10 protein-coding genes are annotated in these 12,138 nt (G+C 43.0%); 8 read left to right on the top strand and 2 right to left on the bottom strand.

Annotated features, from left to right (window positions below):
• The first annotated feature begins 120 nt into the window (after positions 1–120).
• The 3 genes from R9C00_14420 to R9C00_14410 are packed head-to-tail and all read left to right on the top strand — an operon-like array spanning position 121 to position 5,652.
• On the top strand, positions 121–1,905 hold the full coding sequence (locus tag R9C00_14420; GenBank protein ID WPO38652.1) for an arylsulfatase: 1,785 nt from the start codon (positions 121–123) through the stop codon (positions 1,903–1,905).
• A 49-nt stretch (positions 1,906–1,954) separates the two neighbouring features.
• Complete coding sequence (locus R9C00_14415) at positions 1,955–3,475, top strand: alpha-L-fucosidase (GenBank protein WPO38651.1); 1,521 nt, start codon at positions 1,955–1,957, stop codon at positions 3,473–3,475.
• A gap of 59 nt (positions 3,476–3,534) precedes the next feature.
• Positions 3,535–5,652 (top strand): T9SS type A sorting domain-containing protein, encoded by a 2,118-nt coding sequence (locus R9C00_14410; GenBank protein ID WPO38650.1) that lies wholly within the window; start codon positions 3,535–3,537, stop codon positions 5,650–5,652.
• 62 nt (positions 5,653–5,714) lie between these two features.
• Here R9C00_14410 and R9C00_14405 read toward each other — a convergent pair whose 3' ends face one another.
• Positions 5,715–7,034 (bottom strand): DEAD/DEAH box helicase, encoded by a 1,320-nt coding sequence (locus tag R9C00_14405; protein ID WPO38649.1) that lies wholly within the window; start codon positions 7,032–7,034, stop codon positions 5,715–5,717.
• A gap of 183 nt (positions 7,035–7,217) precedes the next feature.
• On the opposite strand from R9C00_14405, the gene R9C00_14400 reads away from it, so the two are divergent.
• Positions 7,218–7,886: a hypothetical protein gene (locus R9C00_14400; GenBank protein ID WPO38648.1), complete on the top strand. Its 669-nt coding sequence runs from the start codon at positions 7,218–7,220 to the stop codon at positions 7,884–7,886.
• A gap of 16 nt (positions 7,887–7,902) precedes the next feature.
• Here R9C00_14400 and R9C00_14395 read toward each other — a convergent pair whose 3' ends face one another.
• The gene (locus R9C00_14395) at positions 7,903–8,529 is read right to left on the bottom strand and encodes a 4'-phosphopantetheinyl transferase superfamily protein (GenBank protein ID WPO38647.1); all 627 of its coding nucleotides are present in this window, start codon (positions 8,527–8,529) and stop codon (positions 7,903–7,905) included.
• Between the two features lie 152 nt (positions 8,530–8,681).
• On the opposite strand from R9C00_14395, the gene R9C00_14390 reads away from it, so the two are divergent.
• The 4 genes from R9C00_14390 to R9C00_14375 all read left to right on the top strand — a co-directional run bounded on the left by R9C00_14390 (position 8,682) and on the right by R9C00_14375 (position 12,131).
• Positions 8,682–9,602 (top strand): WD40 repeat domain-containing protein, encoded by a 921-nt coding sequence (locus tag R9C00_14390; GenBank protein WPO38646.1) that lies wholly within the window; start codon positions 8,682–8,684, stop codon positions 9,600–9,602.
• 177 nt (positions 9,603–9,779) lie between these two features.
• A complete protein-coding gene (locus R9C00_14385; GenBank protein ID WPO38645.1) occupies positions 9,780–10,601 on the top strand; it encodes a DivIVA domain-containing protein in 822 nt (273 codons plus the stop codon).
• A gap of 144 nt (positions 10,602–10,745) precedes the next feature.
• Positions 10,746–11,108 carry a dihydroneopterin aldolase gene (gene folB, locus R9C00_14380; protein WPO38644.1) on the top strand — a complete coding sequence of 121 codons (363 nt, stop codon included), beginning with the start codon at positions 10,746–10,748 and terminating at the stop codon, positions 11,106–11,108.
• 60 nt (positions 11,109–11,168) lie between these two features.
• A complete protein-coding gene (locus R9C00_14375; protein ID WPO38643.1) occupies positions 11,169–12,131 on the top strand; it encodes a D-2-hydroxyacid dehydrogenase in 963 nt (320 codons plus the stop codon).
• Positions 12,132–12,138 lie beyond the last annotated feature (7 nt).

The raw sequence follows: 12,138 nt of genomic DNA, 5'->3' as shown, positions 1-12,138 counted from the left end.
CCCGTTCACAAACAAAACGAATTCGGCTTTAGCCTAAACTAAAACCTACATTTTAAGAGGGATTCTATAGCCTATGTTATGGTTTTTCTTAGTTCAGATGCGTAAATAATATTTAAGAAAATGAATAAAAACATATCACTTTTTTTGTTGCTCGCCTTGAGCATCTCGGCAATACAAACAGTATTTGCACAAAGCAAAAAATCAAAGCCAAATATAGTGTTGGTGATTACTGATGACCAAGGGAAAAACGACTTGGCTTGCGAGGGCAATCCGTACATAAAAACGCCCAATATCGACAAGTTCCATTCGGAATCTATCAGGTTCACCAACTTCCATGTTTCTACTACTTGTGCGCCTTCTCGTGGCTCGCTGATGACGGGTAGGCACACCAACCGATTGAACGTGTTCCATACCATTGCCGGTCGCTCGCTTTTGTTCGAAGACGAAGTGTTGCTTCCGCAAGTTTTGGCTCAAAATGGTTACACCAATGGGATGTTTGGAAAATGGCATTTGGGGGACAATTACCCGTTCCGCCCAATGGACAGAGGTTTCCATGAGGTAGTTCGCCATGGCGGCGGCGGAATCACTCAAGGGCCGGATTATTGGGGCAATGATTACTTTGACGATACCTACTGGCACAATGGAGAAGTGGAAGAATACAAAGGGTTTTGTACCGATGTGTTTTTCTCGGAAGCCCTTGACTTTATAGAAGAAAACAAGGACAACCCGTTCTTTTGCTACATCTCTACCAATGCGCCGCATGGCCCGCTCAACTGCCCCGAAGAGTACATTGATATGTACAAAGACGATGAAAATGTGCCAGCGCATTTCAAGCGTTTTTATGGGATGATCACTAACATAGATGACAACTTCAAACTGTTGCAAGACAAGCTGGAAAAGTTGGATTTGATTGATAATACGATCCTTATTTTCATGACCGATAACGGGACTGCCGGAGGGCATAAAGTATATGACGCTGGTATGAGTGGAGGAAAAGGGCAAGTGACAGAAGGCGGCCACCGAGTTCCTTTTTATATCCGCTGGCCTAATGGCGAACTTACTGGGGGGAAAGACATTGAAACACTTGCTGCTCATTACGACGTGCTGCCTACGCTGGTTGACCTGCTCGGGCTCAAGCTCAATCCAATCAAACCGCTTGATGGAAAAAGCTGGAAGCCTCTTTTGGAAGGGAAAAAAGCAGCTTGGGAAAACAGGATTTTGTTCATGGACACGCAGCGTATGCTAAACCTTACCAAGTTTAAGGACTACACAGTGATGGAAAAAGAATGGCGCTTGGTAAATGGGGATGAACTGTATGATTTGACGTCCGATCTGAAGCAAAAAAATAACGTGATAGACCAACATCCTGAAATAGCGGCCCGCCTTGCAGGAGGCTACGAAAGATGGTGGCAGTCATTGGTAGACGAAGGAGTGAACGAACGCTATGCTTACATTAAAGTAGGCACGCCTTACGAAAACCCTTCCCGCATTGCTTGCCACGATATGCTTACTGGAAACCTAGGTTATGGTTGGCATCAACATGGTGTTATTGCAGCGGCTCCTTCGGCTGGTAGATGGAAGATCGAGTTTGTAGAAGATGGGCAATACAAAATAAGTATGCGCCGCTTCCCCCGCGAGTCTGGCTTGGGAATCAACGAGACTTTCCCGGCTATGGCAAAAGAAAGGAGAATTGAAAAATCTGCACCGGCAAGTGAGAAATCTGACTTTGCCGAAGCATTTCTTTACGTAGGAAGGTACAAGAAAACGACAAAGATAGAGGGGAGCGAAGATGAGATTTCCTATACACTTGATATGGCGGCGGGCAAATACGACCTTGAGGCGCAGTTGATTGACAAACTCGGAAGGCTGCATCCTGCTTATTATTTGTACATAGAGAAGCTTTAGTTCTTGGCTATTTTTTCGCAGACACTTTTTACAAAACCGACGAATTATCATGTTTTTTAAATTCAAAATAGCAACCTTGCTAGCAGCTTTTATTTTTTGCTTTGTAGCTGCGAATGCGCAAGAAGAATACAAGGCAGAGTGGGAGTCGTTGAACACCCACAAAGCTGCCCCCGAATGGTTTGCCGATGCTAAACTTGGTGTGTATTTCCACTGGGGCGTGTATTCGGTGCCAGCTTGGGGAAGCGAGTGGTACCCAAGGTGGATGTACGTGCCCGATAGGGTTGGCTGGGGTTCCGAAATTTACGCATACCATAAGAAGACCTACGGAGATGATGTCCATTACCACGATTTCATTCCCCAGTGGAAAGGGGAGAAATTCTCTGCCAAAGAATGGGTAGATATGTTTGAAAACATGGGGGCAAAATTCATTGGCTCGATAGCCGAACACCACGATGGTTTTTCGCTTTGGGAAAGCAAAGCGAATGAATGGAACTCTGTAGCTATGGGACCGGGCATCGATGTGGTAAAAGCCATTGGCGAAGAGACCAAGAAAAGAGACCTGAAGTACATGACTACTTTTCACCACGGGTTCAATATGATGTTTTACCCAAAGCCTGAAAACTCGTATTTGCGACCAGTTACCAAATATCAGTACGTGCAGGATTCTTGCGAAGTGCCGCAAGACGAGAAGTACCGAAAGTTGTATGGGAATATGGATTATGACGAGGCGAACGATCTTTGGCTAGCAAAACTGAACGAAGTGATCGATGCATATTGCCCCGATTATATCTGGATGGACTTCGGGCAGCGCTTCGTGAAAGAATCGCATAGGCAACAGTTTTTGGCTAATTATTTCAATAAGGCTGCCGAGCTGAACAAAGAGGTGGTGGTAAATACGAAAGGTACATTTTTCCCTACCGACTTGGCAGTGGTGAATGTGGAGCGGGCGACTATGGAGGATATTACGGCGGATGTTTGGATCACGGATTTTATCTTAGGAAGCTCTTGGTGCTACAACCAAGCGAAGCGAACCGCAATTGACCCACACAAGGCGATACGTATGCTTGCCGAAGTAGTGAGTAAAAACGGCGTAATGCTGCTTTCGGCAGGACCTATGGCCGATGGGACTATTCCCGAAGAACAAGTAAAAGCAATGGAAGGGATAGGTGCGTGGATGCAGCTCTACGGCGAGGCGATCTACAGCACCCGTCCGTTTGTCGCTTTTGGCGAAGGCACTACAAAGCTTGTTCGCGACCCAGCCGATGCATGGAACGAATATGGAGCGATAAAGAAAGGGTTAGACAAGTTGAACGCAGCTGATGTCCGTTTTACCCAAAATGGCAAAACGGTGTATGCTATCCAACTCGGCTGGCCTGGGGAAAGCAAAGAGACAATGCTTAGCACTTTTGCAGGAAAGGCAAAAGATCTGAAAGTGAAATCTGTAACTGTACTGGGCAGCAAGGAAAGAGTGAAGTGGAAAAAAACAGCAGAAGGTTTGAAAGTGACTTCGCCTAAGAATAAGCCTGCCGAAGCAGATGCAGCTTTGGTCTATAAAATCACCTTAAGATAGAAAAGGACGATATTTTCTAACAACTAACATTAAACTATTTCCGACGAAAACAAATAAAAATGAAAGCTAAATTTACTATTGTATTCTTACTAGCATTTGCTTTTTTTCAGGCGAACGCAGCAAATTATTATGTGGCCAAAGATGGCTCAGATTCTAACGATGGGAGCAAAGCCGCCCCTTTTCTCACAATAAGCAAAGCCGCTTCGCTGATGGTGGCGGGAGATACTTGCTTTGTGAAAGCGGGGACTTACCGTGAGGTGCTTTCCCCAGCCAATGCAGGACAGGCTGGAAGCCCCATTGTGTTCACCAACTACGCCGATGATTCGGTGGTTATATCTGCGACAGAGGTGCTTGATACTTGGTCAATCTCATCTGGTAATATCTATCAAGCCGATTATGCCATGGGCTTGGGTAGGCAAAACATGATTTTTTGCAACGGGAAGCCGATGGACTGGGCGAGGTGGCCTAACAATGACGATGATGACCCTTATACGGTTCAAGGCGTGAAAGTAGAAAGCGGAACAGGTTCTACCATTGTAGGTTCGGAAATTCCCGACAAGGATTGGGTCGGTGGGTATATTTGGTATTTGGGTGCACATTCGGGAACTAGCTGGACTCGAAAAATTACAGCTAATGCAGGCAATACGATCAGTTTTACAGAAGTAGATATTAGTAAATGGCCGTTCAACCCACACAACCCAACCGTTTTGAGGAATGAAAACAGGGGGCAGTTTTTTCTCTTCGGGGCGAAAGATGCCTTGGACTTTGAACGTGAGTGGTATTACGACGAAGATGAAGAAATGGTCTATTTCCAAGCTCCGGGCAATGCCGACCCAAACGGCTTAGAAGTGGAAGTTGCGCAGCGTGTAAGGACAATGGACATCGGAAACGACTACATAGTAGTGGATGGGATCAACGCTTTTGGAGGGAAAATAGAAATAAGGGGGAGCAACTGTGTGATTAGAAATGGCACATTTAAAAATTGTTTGCAAATCCTAGATGAACTGGACAATACGGATGCCCAAGTCGGAGATGCCACTGTGTTGGTGCGAGCGAGTAATACCATCATAGAACATAATGTAATTGATGGAGGATCTTTGAACGGAGTATTTGTCCAAGGATGGGGCGGGGTAACTAGTGTGACGATCCAGCACAATGTCATCAAGAATTTCAACACTGTTGGGATTCATTCTTCTCCTGTTCGTTCTTCGGCTACCAATGTTAAAATCCATGCCAACACCATTATGAATACGGGACGTGATGGGATGTACAACGGAGGAACAGATTGTGAAATTTCTTACAACGATATTTCCAATTGTATGCTGATCAATAACGATGGCGGAGTTTTCTACACTGTAGGTAATGATAACCCAAAAAATACTGAAATCCATCACAACTGGTTTCATGATTCTGCTGGCCCTGACTATGCTGATGGCAGAGTCGCTGGGATTTATTTGGACAATGACAGCAAAGGCTATTCGGTGCACCACAATGTAGTTTGGAACGTAACTTGGTCGGGCTTGCAGATGAACTGGGACGTGTGGGACCATGGGATTTACCACAATACATTTTGGCACGTAGAGCAAGCAATGGGTACTTGGCTAAAAGCGGAGCATGAAATGCAACGGGATACGATTTATAACAATTATGCGAGTATTGGCGATTGGGCAGGAACGCTGATCGATCACAATGTGATTGATGCGAATGATCCTTTTACGGATTTAGCTGCGCAAAATTTCACACCTAAAAAAGAATCAAGCTTATTTGATACTGGGGTGAAGATAGCGGGCATCAACGATGATTTCCAAGGCGATTTGCCTGACGTGGGTGCATACGAGTACGGACTGAGCCCTTGGAAGCCAGGCGTGGACATGGAAGTTGGCGGCGAGGTGATAATTGATGTGGAGACGGGGATAGAAGATTATGAACAGGCAGAATTAAATGTTTTAGTATATCCGAACCCTAGTTTTGGGCAGAATGTAAGGGTTGAAATGAAAAGTAAAATCGCCCTTAATAGTGTGGAGGTTTTTAATGGATTGGGGCAACGGGTTCAACTGGTTGATGCAACGGGAATACAGGTTACCATTCCATTTAAGGTGTTCGAAAAACCGGGTCTGTACTTCATAAAAATCAATTCACAAGAAAAAAGCTGGCTGAAAAAGTTAATTGTGAACTAGGCAAGGATATTTTAATTAAAAAAAAACAGCCTCGAAAAACATATTTTTCGAGGCTGTTGGTATTAAGAGCGTTTGCTGTTTCTTCGTCTGAAGTTTCCACTATTTCCTCCGCTGTCGTGGTCGCTTCCACCTCGGTTGCTACCAAACCTTCTTCTGTTTCCACCTTGGGTTTTTGGTTTCCTTTGCTGGTCACCGCCGCCGCCACCTCTTGCCGAAGTAGCAGGTTTTTGTGGTTTGGCATTGGCTCCTGGAGTAGGTTCAAACCCTTCTATAATTTCGCTTTGGAGCTTTTCGCCCAATAAGCGTTCTATTCCTCGTACATAGTCGACTTCGTCTGCGCTTACAAGCGAAATGGCTTCGCCACTTGCGCCAGCTCTACCTGTCCTGCCTATTCGGTGAACATAATCTTCAGGTACGTTGGGCAGTTCAAAATTTACTACGTGTGGGAGTAGGGGAATGTCAAGACCACGGGCAGCAATGTCAGTGGCTACCAGAACCCTGACTCTTCCTTGTTTAAACCCTTTCAGGGCTGTTGTTCTCGCCCCTTGGCTTTTGTTACCATGGATAGCTGCTGAGCTAATTCCGCTTTTGCTCAGTTTTTCGCTCAGCCTATTTGCCCCGTGCTTAGTGCGGGTAAAGACCAACACTTGCTCCCAGTTTCCTTCCGAAACTAACTTAACGAGTAGCGCAGGTTTTCTTCCTTTGTCAACGCGATAGACAATTTGATCAACTTTTTCCGCCGTGGTGTTTTCAGGAGCTGCTTCTACCGAAACTGGTTTGTGCAAGATGCTATTGGCAAGTTTTTTTATCTCTTTGGAGAAAGTTGCCGAGAAAAGTAGGTTTTGCCTTTTAGGTGGCATCAAGTCCATTACTTTTTTGATATCTCTCAAAAAGCCCATGTCGAGCATCCTGTCAGCTTCGTCTAGCACCAGTATTTCTACTTTGTCTAGCCTAAATACCTTTTGGTTATGAAGATCCAATAAGCGACCAGGAGTAGCTACCAGCACATCCACTCCCTGCCTAAGGGTTCTGATCTGCGGATTGGCATTTACGCCTCCAAATATCACTGTAGAGCGGATATCTAAATATTTGCTATAAGCCTTCACGTTGTCGTAAACTTGGGCGGCAAGTTCCCTAGTAGGGGTTAGTACCAGTGCTCGGACTGGTCTGTGCCTAAGTGCCTGACCTCTCGAAAGGTTTTGCAAAAGTGGCAGGGTGAATCCTGCTGTTTTTCCTGTTCCCGTCTGCGCCGAAGCCAAAACATCTTTTCCTTCTAAAATTAGTGGGATAGCTTTTTCTTGGATGGGTGATGGGGTTGTGTATCCTTTTTCGCTCACTGCTTTTAGCAATGGCTCGGATAATCCTAAATTGTTAAATGACATATATGTGTGTTAAGGAAGCAAATCAAAGAATAGTTACTTGCTTGCTTCGTAATGAAGCCACAAAGGTACACTATTTTTTAGGAAAGGCTCGAACCTAGTGCCCGAGAAGCGTTCTTGCAAAGGAGATATTAGGATAGTTTATAGCTTTACGGTACCAATTATTCTATTATTCCGATGCAGTTTATGAAGCAAGACATTCTTTTATTCCATAGTCCACTAGTTCTCAAAACAGTATATTTCAACCAAATAGACGAGTTGGGAGAATATATAGATTGGGCGGAAAGTAAAATCACAGCAAAATTTTATTTGGAAAAAAAGGTAAAACCTGTTCTGATGAAATTTCAAAAAGAAGAAGTGAGCAGTGCTCAAAAAGTCAACTGCTCAGGGGTGATGCTTGAATTAATGGATACGATAAAGCCAGAGTTGGTACTTCTGCTCAAAGAGTTGCATGCCGAAGGTAAAGTGGAAATTATAGGCTGCGGATATGTACCAATTCCTACGAGCTTAGCTTTTGGAAAAGTGAAAGAAAGACAACGGGATGTATTTGAAAAGGTAGCCAACGATGTATTGGACTTTCAACATAAAATAACTTTTTCCTCCAATGCTAAAATAAACCAACCTGCCCAAAACCGCTTACAAACCGGTGCAATGGGCGAGTGGCATAAGCTTTTCGATAAAGATGTAGAGTTGGCTAAAAGCAATGAATTTTTAGCCCTAGCAGATGCTTCTTTTTTTGAAAGTATGAAAACAAAGAATAGGGGTAAAGATGCTGCTCCTTTCGATTCTTTTATCAATTACATGAACATTCTCCAAGGTCTTGGTGGAGGAACAGCAGACAAGTGGCAAGTTTAATTGGCCGCTACATATTTTAATGTGAATGGACAATCATGAAGTCGCCAAACTCATCGGCTTTCATCGGAATGTTTTTGTTGAACCCGTTTTTCCTCACTTTTCCCATAAAGTTTGAGTCCCCATTTGGCTTTTCAATAAAAAGCTCTTCTTTAAAAATTACTTCTCGTTTTCCGTACAGCTTGTAAAGTGCTTCCTTGGCGCACCAGTAGGCGGTCAGTTCTTTGGTGTTTTCTCCTGCAAGGTTCATTTCTGCTTCGTTCAAAATCCTGCCTGCTACACGGTGGATCTTAGGCTGTACCATTTCAATATCAATTCCTGTCGATTTGTATTCATCTACAATGGCCACGGCGTAGTCGCCCGAGTGGGAGAGGGAGATGCTGAAATTAGAATCTTTCAGAAAAGCCTTTTCGTGCTGGTCTTTCCAGATTCCTTCAAAGGGTAGCGATCGTTTTTTCAATAATTCGCCAACCAATATCCTTCCTGCTAGCCATTGCTTCCTTCGGAGCTCTATTTTTATATTTCCAAGCTCAGACTTCACTTCTTCAAAAGGATATGCCTGATGGAGGTGTTCCTCAGATTCGGTGATGTTCCAGATGCCCCAATAAACTCCTTGCTTCACCTGATTTTCTTTCAACAATGGCATTTACCTATGGTTATGTTCTTGTGGTTGACTTTAAAGTAAACTTGCTTTTTGCATATAACTTGTATGCGAAGCGGGCAGGTTTATCTTTGTGCAAAGATAAAAAGCATATGGTTATGCTTATTCAAAAAAACAGAGGAATTTAATAAAGAGGGATGAACAAAATACAAGTACATAAAAAAGCTGTTTTTACGGGGCATCGCGATTGTATTTATGCTTTTTGTGAAGGAGAAACGTCTAACTTGTTTTATACCAGCGGGTCCGACAAGTTTGTGGTTGGGTGGGATTTGGAAAAGCCTGATGAGGGAAAACTCATTGCAAAAGTGGATAATACGGTCTATGCTTTATGCTACTTGCCGCAGTCCAACATCCTTATTGTAGGGCAGAACTTTGAAGGAATCCATTTTGTAGACCTAGAGACAAACAAGGAAGTAGGGTCTCTCAAGCTTACCGACCAACAGATATTCGACATAAAAGTATTTGAAGATAAAATATTGGTAGGAAGCGGTGATGGCACGGTATATATAATAAGCGGCGACGGTAAGCAGATAGTACATAAGCTGAACTTATCGGACAAATCGGTTCGGGCTTTGGCGGTACATGAAGAGAGAAGGGAGTTGGCCGTGGCATATAGCGATCATAAAATTCGGATCGTCGATCTAGATTCTTTTATAGTGAAGAATGAACTGGAAGGACATGATAACTCTGTATTTGCCATAACTTACAGCCCTAATGGTGATTTCCTCCTCAGTGGGAGCAGAGATGCCACACTCAAGATTTGGGATGTGAAACTGGATTATAAAATGCAGGAATCGATAGTGGCGCATATGTACACCATCAATCATATTTCCTTCCGTCCCGACGGAAAGTATTTTGTGACCTGTAGCAAGGATAAATCGGTGAAGGTATGGGATGGGGAAACGTTCAGGTTGCTGAAGGTGATAGATAAAACCAGGCATGCTGGGCATGGCACTTCGGTAAATAAAGTAAGTTGGCCGCAAAACGATGGCTTGCTTCTTTCATGTTCTGATGACAGATCCATTTCAATTTGGGAATTAGTATTTAATATGGAATAAATCTCATTATTTCCGATAAACCCTACATTCTTCCAAAATCGGTCAAACACTATATATTTTCGATAAATACCTAAAAAAGTTAGGTAAAAAACCTAGAGTTATTAAATTTGGTAATAGAATTGTACTATCAACAGAGAATAACAAAAACAATTAAACGACAATTAACCAAATATCTCAATGAAAAACTTACCTGTACAAATCAGGCAAAAGTCTTTTGAAAGACGTTTGCTAGGTGGCTTAAAGAAAGCCGAAGTTCAATCTTACCTCGAAAACCTTTCTTCTGAGTGGGAAAACTTAGAAACCGAAAACTCTCGCTTATCAGTAGAACTGAAAAGGATGAAAGACATGGAAATGTCTTTGCTTCAAGCCCTAGAACAAGTTGAAAGGAATAAGGAAGAAACCTTGCGCCAAGCGAAAAAGGAAGCTGACTTAACTATTAAGGAAGCGGAGCTTACCAAAGACCTTTTGGTGAAAGAGGCTGAGCACAAGGCCAAGGAAATGATGATGAGTGCAAAACAGCAGCATCAGGAGTTGGTGGGTAAGCAAAAGAAAGAAACCAAAACTCTTCGCGATGATTTTGATATAGTTGATAAGCATACCGATGCGATGATCGACGAATTGAACAAGATCATGAGAGAGACTTCAGAAACTATCAACAGGCTGACGAAAATTAAAAAAGTAGCCCGTTACCAATATGCCGAGCGGAGCATCGACTCTTCTCCGCAGATGTTCGTGAACCATAATTCGTACAAAGCAGAAAAGTTTGAAGAGAAAAGAGCTAAGCAGCCGGTAGGTCAAAAAGCTCCTTCAAGGCCTCAGCAGGTTACTGCCAGGCCTGCGGCAAAGCATTCTCGGCCTCAGCAAGAGAAACAACAAGAAGGAACGTTGCTTCAAAAGCTTCAAAACCTGAATGCAGAAGCTGAAAAACCTGCTGAATCACAAACTCTTCACGATAAGTTTTTGCTTGATAATTTTCTAAATAAGGCACATACTGCTTAATAGGTTTTAAATAATCTTGCAAGGTGATATTTCCGGACCTGCTTTTTTCTTTGAAGATTACAAGGCTTTAAATATGCTCTTGCTTTAAAGTTTAGTAGCTTATGTTTACTTTTGGGTTCAATCTTTAAGAACGAAGTAAATTGGATGATTATGGGGAAAATTGCCTTGAACGGATTGGAGTTCTTTGCTTATCACGGAGTGTACAAAACAGAGCGTGATACGGGAAATAAATTTGGTATCGATTTATTGGTGAGTTATGATATTTCAGCGGCAGAAAACTCCGATGAACTAGAGTGTACCCTAAACTACGAAGAGCTATATGCGATAGTGAGGGAGATTATGGCACATCCGGTCAATCTATTGGAGCATTTAGCTTATAAAATTGCGAATAAGATATTAGATAAATTCGACGGGGCTTTAGACGTAGAAGTCAAAGTGAAAAAATACAACCCGCCAATTGGAGGGATTTGTAACAATGCTTGCATAACCTTGAAACTTGAAAAATAAAATGTAGTCCCATGGGTATCCATGGGACTTTTTTGTGTAACCCTACTTTCTGTCTCGAAAATGAAAATTGTAGTACTAGATGGTTTCACCCTAAACCCAGGTGACCTTTCTTGGGAAGGCTTAGAGCAGCTGGGGTCTTGTGAAATTTACAAACGCACCAAGCCTAAAAAATTATTAGAACGCGCTCAAGAAGCTGATATCCTTCTTACAAACAAAGTGGTTCTTTCTAAGGAAACCATTGCCCAACTTCCCAAACTAAAATATATTGGCGTTTTGGCTACGGGCTACAATGTAGTTGATACAGCAGCTGCGAAAAATGCAGGAATAGTGGTGACAAGTATCCCTGCTTATAGTACAGAGTCGGTAGCGCAATTAGTCTTCTCTTTCATCTTACATTATACTCAAAATGTAGGAAGCCATGCCGATTCGGTAGCCAATGGAGATTGGGCAAAGAGTAAGGATTTCTGTTATGTGCTCAGTCCTCAGCGAGAGATAGCTGGAAAAACCTTGGGTATTATAGGATTTGGGAGAATAGGGCAGGCGGTTGCCAGAATAGCTGAAGGTTTTCAGATGAAGGTGATTTACCAAAACAGAAGCAAGAAGCAAGTAGAGGGTCTCAAAGCATCCCAAGTGGAGCTCGACGAACTACTGGCTCAAAGCGATTTTATTAGCGTGAACTGCCCGCTTACCGAAGCCAACAAAGGCTTTATCAACAAAGAAACAATTTCTAAAATGAAGTCCTCGGCATTTTTGATCAATACAGGAAGAGGTCCGCTTATAAATGAAGAAGATTTGGCTGATGCGCTTGATAAGGGGCTAATTGCCGGAGCTGGGTTAGACGTGCTTTCGCAAGAACCTCCTTCTAAAAATAACCCGCTTGTAGGAGTAAGAAATTGTTTTATCACGCCACACATAGCATGGTCGACCATAGAGGCGAGACAACGCTTATTAGAAATGGCTATTGGAAATGTAAAAGCTTTTCAAGAAGGAAACCCTACCAATGTGGTGTGGGATAATGAATGAGAATTAA

It is taken from the genome of Flammeovirgaceae bacterium SG7u.111 (assembly GCA_034044135.1).
In the GTDB taxonomy this organism is placed as follows: Bacteria; Bacteroidota; Bacteroidia; order Cytophagales; family Flammeovirgaceae.
Note: the sequence above shows the minus strand (reverse complement) of the source record. Positions and strands in the feature narration are given on the sequence as shown.